Genomic DNA, 15,659 nt, shown 5'->3' on the forward strand with positions numbered 1-15,659 from the left:
AGGGGAGGCGTGGCCCAGCCATAGCCGCCCGGTGTCCGCGTCAGCACCTGCCCCGGCGTGCCACCCTCCGGCAGGCCAGCGCCGTCCCCGGCCAGGTGTGCGGTCAGGGGGTTGCTCTCGGTGCCGTCCCCGGTGATGGTGATGCCGTCGGTGCTGACGGCGTTCTGGAGTTCGATGCTGATCTGTTTAATGGTCATGTCACTGCTCCTGGGTGTAGGTGATCTGGAGTTTCGGGTTACCGCTGGCCGTGACCGCCCGGAACGCCAGCAGGTCAGTCCTGCCGCTGACCTCCCACACGCTCCCGTCCGGCCAGCGCTCGCCGTCTGCAGGCGTCGGGTCGGGTGCGGCGGTGGCGACGCGAGCCACACCCCCTTCCACGCTGACGCGCGCGCCGGTGGCCCCGGCAGGGATGTTGGGGAGGGCCTGGGCCTGGGCGGTCAGGGCCAGGGCGATGCGGGAGAGGGAGATGGTCTGGGTGGGGGTGCCAGTGCCGCCGCCTCCGGGGTTGCCGCCCACCACCCGGACAGGCAGGGGGGCGGTGTCGGAGACGGGCACGGCAAACTCGGCATCCTCGGGGTCCGCGACGCCGAGAATCGCGCGGTTGTAGCGCCAGAAGTTCAGTAGGTTGACTCTCCAGTTCATAAGCACCTCAATCAGCCAAAGCGAGCGCCCCCACACGCGGGCTGAAGCGCGGGCGGGGGCGAGGGAAGGAAGATCAGGACCAGGTGGCGGTGAGGGTCACGCCGCTGGTCGGCTCGAACGCCGTCAGCAGCACGTGCCAGGTGCCCGCCGCCGGGGTGGGGAGGGTCACCGTCTCGGCGTTGCCCTCCTCCCAGCCCCAACCGTCGGCCACCGGGTCGCCGTCCTCGGGGATCACCGGCGGCTCGCCGTGCCTCACGTACAGGTCCACCTCCCCCGTCCCCCCGCTCGTGGTCACGGTGAGTTCACCGATGCCCTCGGGGAGCGTCAGGGTGTACAGGCGGTCCAGGCCCGGGGTGAGGTCCGGCACCGTCACCGGCACGCCGTTGTCGAGCGTCAGCACCTCCGGTTCCGGCGGCGCTTCCTCCACCGGGGCCAGGGCGCGCAGGGTGGTGAGGGCGGGGCTGTCGTCGGTGCGGGTCCACCGGAGCGTCTCGCCTGCGGCCAGGGTGTGGGGGTAGGTCACGGCCTGCCAGCTCGCGCCGCCGTCCGTGCTCACCTCCACGGTGGCGGGCGGGCCGTGCTGGCCCAGCAGGAGGTAGCCGACGAGGCCACCGCGGCCCTCGGTCACGGGCAGGGTGAGGCCGCCTGCTGGCGTCACGTCCAGCAGGAGGGGATTGGGAATCAGCATGTCTCTCCGTTCAGCCCTCAACGCCGCCGCCCGTCTCGCCCAGCCCGATGCGGGCCAGCAGCAGGCGGGTCATCGGCGCGGAGCAGGTCAGGGTCAGGGGCGAGGCCGCCACCGGCGCGTAGAGGGCGCCCCAGGTGGCGAGGTACGGGTGCCAGCCCCGCGTCCCGGCGTTGCGGCCCAGCGGGCGCACCGTCGCGGCGAGGCCGTTCACAGTCAGGGTGGGGAGCTGGCCCGCCGGGACCTTCGCGCGGAACAGCAGCGCCGCCCGCAGTTCGCGCCGAGTCCCGCCGTCCGGCAGGCGTTCCCCGGCCCAGGTCACGCGCAGGGTGCCCCGCGCGCTGGTGGTGTCGTCCAGCCGCTCCTCCTGTCCCCCCGGCGGGTAGAGCATCGGTTTGGCGAGCGCGGCCAGGGCGGCGGCACTCGGCGTCCAGCCCTCCCCCTGCACCTCCACGGTGGCCGGGACCTGCCAGGGGGGTTGCCGCCGGCCGTCCCTGGCCTTCAGCGGTTCCTCGCCGCGCGGCACGCGGCCGGTCGTGGCGAGCGTGACCCCGAGCGGCGGGCGCAGGGCGGCGGGGGGGCTGAGCGCGTGCCCCGGGGGTGGGCGGCGTTTCGGGCGGCCCGGCCACTCGCGTGGCGTGCTGTCCCGCCAGGCGTCCCAGGCGGTCAGGGCGCGGGCCTCGTCCTCCCCGGTGACCGCCCAGGCCCACTGGGGCGGCCAGACGTTGCTCCCCAGGCCAACCGGGCTGAACTGCCTGAAGGCCCCCGCAGCGCAGCGCAGCCCCCCCGCCTCGAACGCCGCCCGCGTGCCGCTCTCCCGCCGCCCGCCGGGCCACAGCGCGGTGACGGTGCCACCCCGTTCGTGCAGGACCACGGCCTGCCCGGGATCGGGAAGCGCCCCCCCCGGCGTGACCGGCGGACTCAGGCCCGCCCAGGTGCCGCCCGCGAGCGTGTGCCCGTAGGCGCTGAGGGTGCCCGCCTGCGTTGCCGTGCCGGGCGTCCACGTCACCTGCCCGTCCGGGGTGGCCCAGGTGCGCTCCGACCAGGGCAACTCGGGCGGCGGGACCGTTTCGCGGGGCATGGAATTGACCCAGGAACAACTGTAGTCGTGCCAGGGGTAGGGGTCGCCGGAGGTGCGCAGTTGCAGGACGACCCCGACCTGCCACTCGGCGCCCTCCACCCACTCCGTGCCCGTCACGCCCACCGTCCAGTAGCGCGTGCCGCCCTCGGCGCTGGGCCGCTCCTCGCGGTACACCTGGAGGCTGGTCACGTCCCCCGAGCCGGGGTCGTTCGCGCGGGCCTGGAGCACCCCCCGCGTGATCGGGCCGCGCCGCTCGGTGACGATCTCCGGCCCCTGCGCCGGGACTTCCGGCCATGTCCCCACCACCACCCGCTCCCGCCAGCGGGTACCGATCGCGTCGAAGGCGGGCCATTCCTCACCGGTGCTGAGGAACAGGGCCGCGTCGGGGAGCCGCTCCCATTCGAGCAGTGGCGCGGCGGTCTCGCTCCCCCGCGCCCCGGTCCGGAAGCGGATCGCGGGGAAGGTGAGCGGGAGGGTCGCCCCCGGCGGCGGCACCAGGAGGCCCGGCAACGCCCCGAACGGGGAGAGGGCGTCCGGGGTGGGCTGGATGTCGCCGCGCGGGTGGTACACGCCCAACTGGTAGGGGCCGTATGGGTCGTAGGCATAGGCCCAGCCCGCCGGGTACAGCGTGCGCGGCGTGAGGTCCACGGCCAGCGCGCCTTCCCCCACCCGGACCCGCAGCGGCCCGCCGGGGAGGGCCACGCTGGTACCGTCCGGACGCTGGAACGTCGGCGGGAAGAAGGGGCCGGAATCGGGCAGGGGGTCCGCCTCGCCCACGCGCTCGTGGGTGAAGACGCGGGGGGACGGGCCGTCCAGCACGCCGGGGATGAAGCCGGCGCCCCACGCGCCGGGGCGCTGGGGCGAGTCCCAGGAGGGGACGGGGGGGACGAACGACTCATCCAGCACCGGGCGCAGCTTCAGAGGCGGCATTTCCAGCCGCCCCGTCTGCGCGGTGCGTCCTGGCGGCGAGAGCGGCAGGTGACCCGCCAGTGAGGGCACCCCCGTCCGCGACCGGGTCGCCGGCTCCCCCTCCTTGTCACAGCAGCAACAGCAGCCCTCACCCACCAGGTCCAGCAGGGCGCGCATCGTTTCCTGGTCCATCCTCACCCCCCCGCGATCACGCTGCGGCCCGCGTTGTTCGTGGCGATCTCGACCACCCCGCCCACCTCCGGCTCCGAGAAGCCGCGCAGAAGCGTCGCCAGCCGTGGGTGGTAAGCGACGTTGCTTCCCGCCAGATAGGGCACATTCACCATCACCTGTGCTCCCGAGACGCTCACCACGAAGCCGCGCTCGCGGTCGTTCTCGGCGGCCCAGGGGAGGTCGGTCAGCGGCGGGGCGGTGACCTGCGCCGCCGTGAGGCTGGCCGTCCCCTTCGGCCCGTCGGTGCTGATGCTCAGGCTCTCCACCACCCCGCTCACCGGGCTGCTGATCAGCGCCCCCGGCAGCAACCCGCGCGGCACGCTGAGCTGCGCCTCCTGCACGACGCGGGGACCATTCGCGTGGGCGATCAGGGCGGCGAACCAGGGCAGCTTGGTCGGGGTTTCCAGCATGCCGAAGGTCTGCTCGGCTGTCCCGGTTCCCCCACCCTCGACCCGCCACGCCGCGTGCTGCGGCAGGCTGATCTCGTTGCGCAGGCGGCCGTCCGGATCGGTGTCTGCCCCTTCGCCTTCCTCGGGCGTCTGCCCCCGCTTCGGCCACTCCACCCGGGGCGGCTCGTTGCGCATCACCTCGCTGCCCGTCTGCAACGCCCCGGTGCGGACCGTCAGGCGCACGGCCTCCTGCGAGTCGAGATCGTAGAGGGGCACCGTCGCCCCGCCGGTCGTGCCGTAGTGGCGGTGCCAGACGGGGCCGATCTTGCGGTAGACCTCCCCGAGCGTCTGGGTCACGTACTCCCGCGACTGGAGTGGGCCGCGTTGATCCGGCTCATCCTCCGCCCGCGCCTGCTCCACGCTGACCAGCCGCTTCCCGGCGGTGCGGCGGCTCTTGAGGTATCCCGCGAGGTCGCCTTCCTCGTACCAGGCCTGGGTGATGATCTCAGTCTGGTTCTCGACGAGGTCGCCGCCGGGCAGGCTGGCGCTGAACAGGGTGCCGGAAACGCCCACCATGCGGGCCTGGGTGCTCAGGGTGTACCCGAAGCCCCGCTTGGTGGTCTGCTGGCGCACCAAGGCCTCCGGGCAGTCCGGGTGGTAGCTGTAGGTGGTTTTGGTGTCGCTGATCAGCACGCGGTCGAACGTGCGCGTGACGCTGTAGCTGGTCAGCGCCCCCTGGCTGCCGTCCTCGTTGTGGGCATAGATCGGCACCGCCCGGTAGCCTCCGGAGAGGCCGTAGCGGTCGATCTGGTCCGGCGGCACGCCCTCCGTGACCTCCACCCGCCCGATCTCCACCTGCTGCTCCTGACGCAGCAGACCATTCCAGACGTAACCGGTGGAAACCGTGAACCCGTTCTCGGTGGGGGTGGTTTCCTTCCAGGACCGCCGTTTGTCCTCCTCGGTCTGCTCACCCTCCTCCGCTTCCTCCGGGTCCGAGTCGGGATCGCGGGGCACGACCGGCCCCAGCACCGTGCGTTCAGCGGCACTGAGCCGGATGCGGCCCGGCACCTGCGCCCCCTCACCCCGCTCGGTCAGGCTCTCGATCTCGCAGCGCGTGAAGGCGTCGCCCTCGCCGGTCAGGCTCTCGCCCGGGGGCACACCGTACAGCGCGTCTCCCCGCACGATCAGCCGGTAACCCAACGCCCCATAGGTGTCCCCGAACAGGTCCGCCGGGGTGCGGCCGCCCGTGCTGTACTCGCGCCGCTTCTCCTGCCAGGTCTCGCCTGCAAAAGGGTCGGGGCCAATCAGGGAGAAGGGAACACCCGCCGCCGCGCAGCCCCGCCGCACCAGATCGGAGACCCCGACGCGCCGCAGCGGCGGCAGGGGCGGGGGGCTGGCGGGCAGCAGGCCAGGCTGCGTCACGTAATCGCCGGGGTAATCCAGGCGGGGCGAGCGGACCCACTCCACCAGCTCAGGCAGCGCGAACGTCCTGGCCCGCTCTGCCGCCGCGTTGTAGGCGCGGATGACGGTCGTGGTGCCCTCGGTGCGGCTGCGGGTGATCTCGTACTGGCGCCGATCGACCGTAAGGTGCCGGGCGATGGCCGGGGCGTCCCCTAGCGAGGCAAAGACCTTCAGGGTCTCTCCTGGCCGCGCGTCCGTCTTCAGCGTGAGGGTCACCGTCTCCGTCTCGCCGTCGTGCTGGTAGCTGGAGCGCACCGCACGGCCCAGGGGGCACGATAGCTCCCAGCGCTTCGGGATTGCGCCGGGGATAACGTTCACCGGGGTGCCGGGGGGCAGGCCGGGCGAGCCGCCGCTGCTGCCCGGGCGCAGCCCCGCGTAGCTCGTGAAGCGCACCGCCATACGCGCCGTCCGGAGACGGATCAGCGACCCGAAGGCGAAGGGGACATTTTCGGGAGGGCGCACATAGGAGCGGAAGACGAAGGCGGTGCGGCGGGGAGTCAACCGGATTCGGCTGCTGAACTCGAACGGAGCTGCCCCGGCCTGCCTCCTGCGGCCCAGCAGGATGATCGGCATCAGCTCACCGTGCCGACGATGGCCCCGCTGTCCTCACCGCTGATCAGCTCCGCGCCCGCTGTCCATTCCAGCAGCAGCGGCAGGCTCTCGCCGGGGGCCAGCGGCCCCGTGAGCACCTCCCGCTCGGCTTCCTCCAGCAGCACCCCGCCCACGGTCACGGTCAGCGAGGCGGGCAGGGTAGCGGTGTTGCTGACCCGCAGGCGGATGCTGGTCAGGGGCACGTCCCCGGTGTTTTTGAGCAGGCCGGTCTGGAGCAGCGTGCCGTTCTCTGCCAGCTCCCCGGCGTAGGGGGGCAGGTCGGCCGTATCGTCGTCGGTCCTCAGGGTGATGCGTTTCACGGACTCCCTCCCACGATGAGCACGTCCAGGGTGATGTTGTAGAACTCCCGCCCATTGGCGTGGGCCAGGAAGGGCCACACGGGGGGCGACTGCACCACGGCGTTCGCCCAGATACGGAGTTCTGTACGGTCGGTGTAGTTCTCGGCCACCTGCACGACGTCGCCCACCTTCAGCCTGGTCAGGGGCCGGATCAGGCTGAATTCTGCGCCGTTCTCGGTCTGAATCTTCAGGGTGACCCCGCCCTGACGGCCCGGCTGGGCGTCCTGGCGCGTGCTGGTGCTGCTGACGCCGTTTTTGGTCACGGTCGTCTCGGTGGTCACCGAGCCGTCCGGGTTGACGGTCTTCTTGACGTTGGTGACGGTCGTCTCGCTGCTGCCGTCGGCCTTCACCACCGTCTCGGTGGTGCTGGTCTCACTGTTCTGGAGGTCGGGCGGTGGGCACTCGGTTCCGGCCTCGGTCACGCGCGTGAAGGTGGTCCCGTTCTCATCGGCGAACTCCTGCACCTCCTCCGGAGGGACGTGCTGGAGGGTCACGCCACCACGCCGGGGCAGTCGCGTGGCCAGGTCCACCAGCCCGCCGGGGGCTGTAATTCGGCAGACGAGGGGGAACAGCAGGCGGGGGTCAGGACGAAGCATCCTGACCCCCGGACTTCTTGATGATTCCTAGCACTTTTTGACCCCCCAGGTCTTGTGGAGTTTGGCGTCATGGATCAGCTCCCCAAAGACGCGGCGCGCCGCGCGCTCCATGTCGGGGGCTTTGTCGCTTGGCGCGTTGATAGTGGCCTCGAAATTGTAGGTCACGCTCTGGGGCGCGGGCTGAGTAGTGGCGATCGGAGTTGCGGTCGCTGTCGGGATTTTCGCGCCCTGGAGCAGGCGCTCCAGCCGCTCAGTCCCGGCGACGATGGCCCGCGAGGCGACCTGGGCATCTGCAAACGCCGAGAGAGCCTGGGGCAGTGGTTGGGTTCCCTGCACGAGTTTCCCGGCGATCCGGTCCAGGTCCTGCATATTGCCGGCCACACTGCCCGTTCCCCGAGCGGTATCGGATGCATCCTCCTCGCGGCGCAGGTTCTGGCGAGCGCGGTCCTGCGCCGAAGTGGCGTAATCCTCCGCACGGCGGCGATCCTGCCTTGCCGCCTCGGTATCCCTCTCGGCTTTAACGCCCCGCAACGCGGTTTGCAGGTCGCCGTAGGCCCTCTCCAGCGCGCCCACGAGCTGCGCCGTATTTTCCGCGAAGCGGTCAACTCCGTCCGAGAAGGTGATGGCCGCCTGGGCTTCCTTGTCCACCGCCTGAGCACGGCCTTCCAGCAGCGCGGCCTCACGGTCGTACCCGACGCCCAGGTCGTCCAGCTTGTCGGTGAGGGCTTTCACCTCCTGCTGGCCCGTGCGGCTGAACTTCACCCCGTTTTTCTCCAGCAGGTCAGCCTGTTTGCGGTACCGCTCCTCCTGCGCCGCAAGGTCCTGGGTCGCCTGCTGGATGGCCGCCCTGTCCCCACTGTCGATAGTCGCCTGAAGCCGCCGTATGGCCGCGTCACGGCGCGCGGCGATGGCCTCCAGACGCTCCCGCTCCCGGCGGCTGTCGAAGGTGCGCCCGCCCTCGCTATAGACGACCTGTTGGAGCCGTTCGTTCGCCTCCCGCACACCGTCCATCTGGCTGATCGTCGTGCGGTACTCGCCCGCGAGCGCCCGCAGCTCCTTCCGTTGCTCGCGGATGGCCGCCGTGAGCCTGTTCGCTGCGGCGTCGAGCGCCTCCGAGTTCTGGGTGGTCGGGGCCTTGGCCCACATCTCACGGGCGGCGGCATAGGCCCCCTCAGCCTGGGCCAGGCGGGCGCGTGCTGCGCCAACGCGGCGGGTGACCTCTTCGAGCTGTTCCAGGCCAGGGACGCCGCCCTGCACCTCGGCCATGAGACGCGCCTCCGCGCTGCCCAGTTGCCGCGTGACCTCTTCCTCGGCCGCACGGACTTCGGCCACCTTGCGTTCCTGCTCCGCCACCTGGGCCAGCAGTTGGATGCGCTCCCGGAGAATACCTGCCCGCTCTTCCGGGCCTTCAACGAAGACGAGCTGCTGCTCACTGAGGGCCAGTTTCTCGCGGGCCGTCTGCAATTCCTGTTGGGCAGACAGCACCGCGTCTTCGGCCAGTCCCCTGATCTGGAGCAGGGCTTTCGCGCGGGCCTCCGCCGCGTCCAGCAGACCGTTTTCCAGTTCCAGTTGTCGCTTGGTCGCCTCCCGGGCGGCCTGGCGCTGGGCGAGGACGAAATCCTCGGCTGCGCGTGCAGCCTCCCGGGCAGACCCCGAGCGAGCTGTGTCGAGGTCCTCTGCCTGCCGCGCCCGTTCCCGTCCGGCCTGCATCTGGGCGGTCAGTGCCTGGGCAAACGTTCCCCGGGCCTGCGCCTGCCCGACCAGTGCCGCCTGCAACTCCAGCTCCGTTCGGGCAGCCGCGACGCGCTGGTTTGCCAGCAGGAGTTCACGGGCCGCGATCTCGGCGGTGAGGTTGGCTGTGGCCACCCGGTTCTCGCCCAGGCCACGCAGGGCCAGTTCGGCCTGTGCCTGCGCCCGGTAGAGGTCGAGGCGGCGCTGTTCGGCGTCGAGGGGGGCGCTGTTGATCTTGTCCTGAAGGTCCGCGATCTGCCCCAGCAGGCCATACCGCTGACTGATCAGGGCATTTCGTTCCTTCTCCCTCCCTTCCCCCGCGATCTGGTCGTCAAGGTCGCGCACGCGCAACTGGGCCGTCGCGAGCTGCTGGCGCTGCGCCCGTACCCGGTCAGCCTCGGTCCGGGCCAGCCGTTCGGCCAACTGCGCCTCGGCATCCAGGCGGTCCAGAGCGGATTGCCGGACCTCCCGCGCCAGATCGACCTGCTCGCGCAGGGCCGCCGCCTGATCGTGCTGAAGGCCCGCAAGCTGCTGCTCCACCCGCAGGCGCTCCTCAGCAGTGAGGCGCACGCCGTTCAGGCCGTCGAGTTGCCCCTGAAGAGCCGCAATCTGCCCGGCCCGCTCGGCGCTGATCTGCTGGTTGATCCCCAGAATCTCGACATCCGAACGGCTGAGGTCACGCGACCACTCCAGTTGCTGCTGGCGGTTCTGGCTCTGCTCGACGGGGCGATTCGCCTCCTGAATGCGGGCCTGCCGGATGGCCTCGGCGGCGGCCCGCTCCTGCTCCTCCCGCTGCTGGAGGCGCTGGGTGGCGTCCGCCTGGTGCTTGCTGTCCAGGCCGGAGAGGTCGGCGTAAAACTGGGTCCAGATGGCCTGGCGCTCGGTGGCGCTGAGCTTGTCGTTGTCCAGCGCGAGGTCACGAGCATCCGCCAGGCGCTTGCGGTCCTCCGTGTACTGCTTGTCTGCGGCAACTTTGGCGAGTTGGTAACGGTGCTGCGCCGCCTCCGCCTCGATGCGGGCGGCCTCGACCGTTGCCCCGGCCACCCCCGCCCGTACCCGGTCCTGGGCCTGGGCCAGCTGGCGCGACACGCTCAGTTCGTACTGCGCGGCCTGCTGGTCACGGGCCGCCTGCTGCGCGGCGAACTGCGCCGACTGCGCGTCCTGCCAAGCTTTGGCGATGCGCTGGGCGCGCTCTTTCGCGTCCTGTTCGTCCTCGTTTGCCCACTGCTGCTGTTTGGCGCGCTGCTGCTCGCGGGCGGCCTGCTGGACCCGTGCCTGTTCGGCTGGGAAGTCTTTCAAGGTTTTGAGACGCTCACGGGTCTGCTGTTGCAGATCCACGAGTTCGGCGTTACGTTCGGCCCGCTTGCGCGCCTCCTCATCTTTAATGGCGGCGATCGTGGCGTCTCGCGCTGCTTTTTCCGCGTCCAGAACGCTCTTGAGCACATCTTCTCGGGCCTTCCGGCGTTCCCGCGCCTGCTGCTGCTCCAGGGCGAGAATCTGGCGGTTGCCCTCCTGGATGATGCGGGCCTGCTGATCGGGGTAGCCCTCCAGTTCCTTGACCTGATCGCGAAGGCTCTGGCGGAGGTCGTCGAGCGCTGCCCGCCGGGTCGCCTCTTCCTTCGCGTAGCCGTCCTCCATAGCGGCGATTCGGGCATCGCGCGTGCTGCGCTCGGCGTCGAGGATGCGCTTCGCGGCGTCCTCTGCCGATTTCTCCCGTTCTCGGTCCTGCTGCTGCTGGAGGGCAGCCAGCTGCCGCGCCCCCGCGTCCCGGACCCCCGCCTGGGCGGTGGGGTCACCTTCCAGCGCCCGAACCCGCTCGGCGATATCCGTCTTCAGGTCTTCCAGAGCGGCGTGCCGGACGGCCTCTTCCTTGGCGTACCCGCCCCGCATGGCTCCGATTACGGCGTCGCGGGCTGATTTCTCGGCTTCGGCCACACGACGAGCACTTTCGCGGGCGAGTTGCTGGTCCTCCCGCACCCAGCCCTTGCGTTTGGCGGCGATCTCGCGCCGTGCCGCCGCCTCGACCTCCTTCTGCCGAGCGGGGAAATCTGCGAGGGCTTCAACCTTTTCTGCCGTCTCGCGGTTGATGTCGTCGATCTCGGCCTGACGCTGGGCACGGCGCTTGGCCGCGCCCTCCTGCATCGCTTCCAGCTCCGCGCGCTGGGCGGCCAGGGCGGCGTCGCGCGTGGTCTTGACCGCCTCGTCGGCGTACTTTTTCCGAAGCGATGCCTCTTCCGCGAGCCTCTGGGCGTCCAGCCCCGCCAGCCCTTCCCGCAGGGCCGGGGTCTGGGCAGGGTCCATCAGTTTGCCGTTGACGACGAAAGGCTTTTTGAACTCCTGGCGCAGCTTGTCAAAATCCTTCCCCAGCCGCGCCAGGTCGGCTTGCAGGTCCGTCATTCCCGAGAGCTTCAGGTCGAAGGACCGCCCCTCCAGTTCCTCGCGGAGGGCCTTGACCGCCTTGGTCTGGTCCTCCGTCAGGATGACGTTCGTGCGCCCCCGTTTCTCGGCTTCGGTGTAGAGGACGGTCATGTTCTGCCGGGCGGCCACCAGGTCTGCCTGGAGCTTCTTGATGCGCGCCTCGTCGGGCTTGCCGTAGATGCGCTCCCCGAAGATGTTCACGCCCTTCAGTTCGCCCTGCTGTGCGTCGGAGAGTTGCTGCTGGAGGAGGAGCACCTTGGCCTTGGCCCGGCTGAGTTCCGACCCTTCTTTGACCAGCGCCTGGACACGCTGCATTGTCTTCTCGAAGGACTTCTGGCTGGCCTCGTCCGCCTCTTCGTAGATCGCCGTGGTTTTCTTGACCGAATCCGCCCAGTACAGCCCCAGCGCGAGCGCGGCGGTGGCGGCGACCGTATAGATGCTGATGGCCCCCACAAAGGTTTTCAGGGCTGTCCCCGCTCGCATGGTGGCTCCCGCAAAGACGTTGGTCACAACGGCCCCACTGGCCAGACTCCCCTGGTACAACATCGCCTGGGTGTTCGCCTTGGCGTACAGGGCACCCACGTCCATCAGCAGCACCCGCTTGAGAGCCGTGACGACGTTCAGGCGGATGGTCGAGGCCGTCATCGCCCCCTCGACCGCAACCCCTGCCGTCTCTGCCACTGTGGCGGCAGCGCGCGCGGTGGTCAGCGTCTTTACGCCGCCAATCAGGGCACTGACCGGGGCGTACAGGATGCCGACGGCTACCCCGGAGGCCAGCAGCAGCCCCGTGACCCCCTGAATCGGGTCCGGTAGGGCATTGAAGGCGTCCGCGAAACCGACCAATAGGCGGGTACCCAGATTCACGGCGGGCAGGAACGCCTCACCCAACGCGAGCTGCGCCTGCTTGATGGACAGCTCCATGTCGGCACTGCTCCCGGTCAGGCCGTCCTGGCCCTGCTTGTACAGGTCCAGTTCATCGCTCGCGGCGGCCAGCACCAGGTTGTAGGCGGCCTGGGCCTTCTCGGCCTTGGTCAGATCGTCAGACTTCTTCCCCAGGCTCTTGGCGAGTTTGTCGTAGTACGTGCTGAGGTTCTCGGAGATGCCGATGGAGGCCAGCATGGCGCTGTCCCCGGCCTCCACAGCACTCACGAAGTTCTCTGCCCCCTCGGCGGTGGAGCGGCCCGCTAGCTTGGCAGAGGCGCCCGCCCGCACCAGGGAGGCGGCGGCCTGGTCAGCGGTCATGCCCTGGCGCGCCAGGCGGCCCACAAAGCCCTCGGATTCCGCGCTCGTGAGCTTCAGGGTGTCGGCCACTTCGTGGGCAGCCTTCTGCCCCGCGTCCAACGCCACGTTGTTGTTCTTGAGCTGCGTCTCGAACAGCTTGCTGCTGACGCGGGCCTGGTCAAAGCCACGAGCCAGCCCGATGAAGCTATTGGCGGTCGCGCCCGCCTGGGGGCCAAACTGCCGCAGGGCTTCCCCGGCCCCCAGCTTGACCTGCGAGGCCAAACCGAGTCGGCTGAATTGACCATTCGCCGCTGCCGCCGTCTGCTCAGCCGTCCGGGTCGCCATCGCGGCCTTCAGCGCCTCGTTCGACCACTCCCCGAAGGTCTGCTTGGCCTCAGCCCCCAGTGCCTCCATCTCCCCCTTCAGACGGCGCATGTTGGTGGTGAGTTGCGAGACCTCCTCCGGCGTCGCCTCCCCGATACCTGCCTGGAACTCGGCGCGGGTCAGGCGAATCGCGTTGCCGACCTCGTTCAGCCGCGCTCGAAGGGCCGCCCCCTGGGCCTCGAAAGCGGAGGCGGACTGCTGCGCGGCATTGGCCCCGAGCTGGAAGCCGCCGAACATGTCGCTGATGCGGCGCTGCATGGAACTGGGCACAGCCTCTTCGACGGCGTCTCTTATGGCCCGTACGGCCTTTTGAACGTCCTTCCCCGCACTGAGGTCAGCCGTGATCTTGAGGGTACCGACCTTTTTGCTCAACTCCTGAATAGCCCGGAGGTCGGAGAGGATTTCCTGCACGCCTTTGCGGAAGGCGGCATTGTTCAGGACGGCGTCGCCCTTTACGGCGGGCAGGCTGGGTCCGGTCATGTTGTGCGGCTCCTGTCAGGGCGAGGGGGTACGGTAGGGGTGTATGAAAAAAGCTGTTCTTTTGTTGGTCGCCGCACTGCTGTCTCTGGCGAGCGCAGAGAGGCGCACCCTCACGCCAGCTCGGCTCGGGTCAAAGGACATTCCAACGACCGACGAGGCCTTCCCGCGAATGGGTTGGGTCCGCATTTCAAAGGAATGGGTCTACAGCGCCCCTGTGAAGGGACTCCCGACTCAGGCGTTTTTTCAGAAGCAGTGTCGGAGCGCCGTTCTGGAAATTCTGAAAAGTCCGGCCAGTGCCCGGTTCTCCAAGCCCCTCACGACCGACTACAACCTGAAGGGCGGGTTTTATACGAGCAGCGGCACGGTGGACTCTGCAAACAGTTATGGTGCGCTGCTGCGCCGCGACTACATCTGTTTCTCGGTCTTCGAGGGGAACGCCCAGGGCGGGAGGGTGTACTTTACGGCCGATCTGCTTGGCGACCGCTAGCGCAGTGCCGCCCGCACCTTCTCCGCAAACAGCTCCTGCATGCGCCGGGCGGCAAACACCTGCGCGCCGATCACGATGGGACCGGCAATCGTCCAGTTCACCCCGCTGCGGCCCAGCGTGAATGGCTCATGCGGGTTCTGGCGCATCATCGCCATGACCTGCAACATGGCGAAGCTCAGGCCGTCCCGACCGCCCTCAATGGCGGCCGCATAATCCACGTCGTTCCGCACAGTGACGGTGGCCGTGTTCTTCGTGCTGCGGCTGCGGGCGTCCAGGCCTTGACGGTAGTGGCCGGTCCGGACGTACTTCCCTTTCGGCGTCTGGTAAATGTTCGCCTCGCTCCCGATGATCATGTGCCCCAGCGCTTCTGCTCTCGCCTGCGCAGCGATCTGCGGCGTCTCGTCGCACACGCCTTCCAGTTTGACGAGGGCATCCGTCAGCGCCCGCATGTCGAATTCGATCATGCCCTCAGCCCGCCCATCGCCCGCTCGAAGCGCTCGAAGGCGGCCTCCTCCTCCCGCTCACGCCGCCGCACCTGCGCCGTCTCCGAGTAGTGCCAGGGTTCCGCCAGCCGTTCCAGGCGCTCCACCGTTCGCTGGTATGGGCGCAGGCTGTAGTGCGGCTGGCTGGTGTCGGTCTGCCCGTCCGGATGCTCCGGGTCCACATACTCACGGCCCTGGTCCATCCCGTCAGCCACGGCCTGGAGGCGCAGGTGGGCCAGTTGCGCCGCCGCCTCCCGCTGCCGCTCGATCACCACACCGCGCAGGATCAGCCGGTACGGCCAGACGATCACGCTGGCATAGGCGGCGGCCCCGAACTCCCGGAGGACGAGTTCGTCGAGTGTGCTGTCATCCGGCCCCGAATCCTCGTCAGCAGTCTCGCCGCCCGCTGACCCAGGGCCTGAAGTTTTCCCTCGGCCTCCTCAATGTCGTTCAGCACGAACATCGCGTCCAGCAGGCTCAGACGATCTGCCCAGGTCAGCGGGCGCGGGAGCACGCTCCCCGCCTCCAGACTGTGGCGCACCAGTCGCCGGAAGGCCGCCCAGACCTCCAGCTCCACATCCTCGCGCTGGAACTCCGGCCACTCCTCGCGCATGGCCCCCAGGGTGGCCGTGACGGTCAGCAGGTCGGTGAGGTGGGCGTCGGCCACGGTCGCGGGCCACGCCCGCAGGACCACGGTGCCGCGCGTGAGTCGAACCGTCTGGCGAACAGGAATCATGCAGCCTCCAGGGCAAAAAGAAGTCTCGTGTTAAAGGGGCCTCCCCGGAGGAAGGCCCGAAAAGGAGGTCAGGGGGTGGGGGCGACGGCGTCCAGCTTGGCCGCGTCCTTCAGCACATCGAGCAGGGCGTCCAGCTTCGAGGCAGGAATCGTGAAGATGCTGCCCATGCTGCCCACCTGGGTTTTCACGCCCTGCAGCTCGGCGGGGAGCTTGGCCTGATCGAGGAAGCCCTGGATGGCGGCCTTGAACTGGAGCGTCTCCTGGTTCTGGTTGTCCCCCTCGCCGTTGTTCTGGAGGCCCACGCGGGGGTGCCAGTAGACCTTGTACAGCGGGTCGGACTCGCCCGCCGTGGCGCGGTGACGACGAATGACGATCAGGCGGCCCTGGATGCTCATGCCGGGAGCGAAGGGGCTGATAGAAGCGCCCGCGAGCGCCCCGGCCAGCGCCACCGGCACACTGCCGACGTGCAGGGCGCGGATCGTGGTGTCCGGCGTCAGCACGGGGATGTTGTCGTAGCTGGCCGTCACGTCGGTCACGTCGGTTTTCAGGATGATGTCCGGGCCGCCGTAGGGGTCCTGCGCCTTGATGTCGGTGCTGGTGACGTTGGTGTTGATGGCGAGCTTCTCGGCGGGCGGGAACAGGCCGAAGTCGGCCCACTCGTCGGCGGTGAGGATGGCGCCGAAGTCCTCCAGGGGGCTGAACAGGGCCTGCCGACCTTCCTTGTTGAGGTTGGCAGAGAGCTGCGCGGTGGCCGCGTTCTTGGCGTTGAGCATATT

The 15,659-nt window shown here is 69.5% G+C and carries 13 protein-coding genes; 1 reads left to right on the forward strand and 12 read right to left on the reverse strand.

The features are described 5' to 3' along the window. From DEIPH_RS14205 to DEIPH_RS14240, 8 genes are all read right to left on the reverse strand, one after another. The coding region (locus DEIPH_RS14205) for a hypothetical protein (protein ID WP_034359300.1) at positions 1-197 on the reverse strand (197 nt) is incomplete at its 3' end. 1 nt (position 198) lies between these two features. After that, positions 199-642 (reverse strand): hypothetical protein, encoded by a 444-nt coding sequence (locus DEIPH_RS14210; protein ID WP_034359302.1) that lies wholly within the window; start codon positions 640-642, stop codon positions 199-201. A gap of 73 nt (positions 643-715) precedes the next feature. Then, positions 716-1,330, reverse strand: coding sequence for a PPC domain-containing protein (locus DEIPH_RS18885; RefSeq protein WP_051517406.1), 615 nt, complete (start codon positions 1,328-1,330; stop codon positions 716-718). A gap of 10 nt (positions 1,331-1,340) precedes the next feature. Then, positions 1,341-3,509, reverse strand: coding sequence for a hypothetical protein (locus DEIPH_RS14220; protein WP_034359306.1), 2,169 nt, complete (start codon positions 3,507-3,509; stop codon positions 1,341-1,343). Between the two features lie 2 nt (positions 3,510-3,511). Then, positions 3,512-5,971: a hypothetical protein gene (locus DEIPH_RS14225; RefSeq protein ID WP_034359308.1), complete on the reverse strand. Its 2,460-nt coding sequence runs from the start codon at positions 5,969-5,971 to the stop codon at positions 3,512-3,514. After that, a complete protein-coding gene (locus DEIPH_RS14230) occupies positions 5,971-6,309 on the reverse strand; it encodes a hypothetical protein (protein ID WP_034359310.1) in 339 nt (112 codons plus the stop codon). The genes DEIPH_RS14225 and DEIPH_RS14230 overlap by 1 nt, the downstream gene beginning before the upstream one ends. Continuing rightward, positions 6,306-6,944: a hypothetical protein gene (locus DEIPH_RS14235; RefSeq protein WP_152544955.1), complete on the reverse strand. Its 639-nt coding sequence runs from the start codon at positions 6,942-6,944 to the stop codon at positions 6,306-6,308. Before DEIPH_RS14235 ends, DEIPH_RS14230 begins: the two co-directional genes overlap by 4 nt. Positions 6,945-6,971: 27 nt before the next feature. Further along, positions 6,972-13,178 carry a hypothetical protein gene (locus DEIPH_RS14240; protein WP_034359315.1) on the reverse strand — a complete coding sequence of 2,069 codons (6,207 nt, stop codon included), beginning with the start codon at positions 13,176-13,178 and terminating at the stop codon, positions 6,972-6,974. 43 nt (positions 13,179-13,221) lie between these two features. Between DEIPH_RS14240 and DEIPH_RS19915 the strand changes: the two genes are divergently transcribed. Beyond that, positions 13,222-13,665, forward strand: a complete 444-nt coding sequence (locus tag DEIPH_RS19915; RefSeq protein ID WP_152544956.1) for a hypothetical protein — start codon at positions 13,222-13,224, stop codon at positions 13,663-13,665. On the opposite strand, the gene DEIPH_RS14250 is transcribed toward DEIPH_RS19915, so the two are convergent. The 4 genes from DEIPH_RS14250 to DEIPH_RS14265 form a co-directional block, all read right to left on the reverse strand. Further along, positions 13,662-14,129, reverse strand: coding sequence for a hypothetical protein (locus DEIPH_RS14250; RefSeq protein ID WP_034359320.1), 468 nt, complete (start codon positions 14,127-14,129; stop codon positions 13,662-13,664). The genes DEIPH_RS19915 and DEIPH_RS14250 overlap by 4 nt on opposite strands. Then, entirely contained in the window at positions 14,126-14,458 is a 333-nt protein-coding gene (locus DEIPH_RS14255; protein WP_051517407.1) for a hypothetical protein, read from the reverse strand. The genes DEIPH_RS14250 and DEIPH_RS14255 overlap by 4 nt, the downstream gene beginning before the upstream one ends. Continuing rightward, a complete protein-coding gene (locus tag DEIPH_RS19920) occupies positions 14,455-14,883 on the reverse strand; it encodes a hypothetical protein (RefSeq protein ID WP_034359322.1) in 429 nt (142 codons plus the stop codon). The genes DEIPH_RS14255 and DEIPH_RS19920 overlap by 4 nt, the downstream gene beginning before the upstream one ends. 68 nt (positions 14,884-14,951) lie before the next feature. After that, positions 14,952-15,656, reverse strand: a complete 705-nt coding sequence (locus DEIPH_RS14265) for a hypothetical protein (RefSeq protein WP_034359324.1) — start codon at positions 15,654-15,656, stop codon at positions 14,952-14,954. Positions 15,657-15,659 lie beyond the last annotated feature (3 nt).

The sequence above is a fragment of the Deinococcus phoenicis genome (assembly GCF_000599865.1).
GTDB classification, from domain to species: Bacteria; Deinococcota; Deinococci; order Deinococcales; family Deinococcaceae; genus Deinococcus; species Deinococcus phoenicis.

Coding starts and splice junctions, on each gene's coding strand:
- DEIPH_RS14210 (WP_034359302.1), bottom strand. CDS start 642: ATGAACTGGAGAGTCAACCTACTGAACTTCTGGCGCTACAACCGCGCG.
- DEIPH_RS18885 (WP_051517406.1), bottom strand. CDS start 1,330: ATGCTGATTCCCAATCCCCTCCTGCTGGACGTGACGCCAGCAGGCGGC.
- DEIPH_RS14220 (WP_034359306.1), bottom strand. CDS start 3,509: ATGGACCAGGAAACGATGCGCGCCCTGCTGGACCTGGTGGGTGAGGGC.
- DEIPH_RS14225 (WP_034359308.1), bottom strand. CDS start 5,971: ATGCCGATCATCCTGCTGGGCCGCAGGAGGCAGGCCGGGGCAGCTCCG.
- DEIPH_RS14235 (WP_152544955.1), bottom strand. CDS start 6,944: ATGCTTCGTCCTGACCCCCGCCTGCTGTTCCCCCTCGTCTGCCGAATT.
- DEIPH_RS14240 (WP_034359315.1), bottom strand. CDS start 13,178: ATGACCGGACCCAGCCTGCCCGCCGTAAAGGGCGACGCCGTCCTGAAC.
- DEIPH_RS19915 (WP_152544956.1), top strand. CDS start 13,222: ATGAAAAAAGCTGTTCTTTTGTTGGTCGCCGCACTGCTGTCTCTGGCG.
- DEIPH_RS14250 (WP_034359320.1), bottom strand. CDS start 14,129: ATGATCGAATTCGACATGCGGGCGCTGACGGATGCCCTCGTCAAACTG.
- DEIPH_RS19920 (WP_034359322.1), bottom strand. CDS start 14,883: ATGATTCCTGTTCGCCAGACGGTTCGACTCACGCGCGGCACCGTGGTC.
- DEIPH_RS14265 (WP_034359324.1), bottom strand. CDS start 15,656: ATGCTCAACGCCAAGAACGCGGCCACCGCGCAGCTCTCTGCCAACCTC.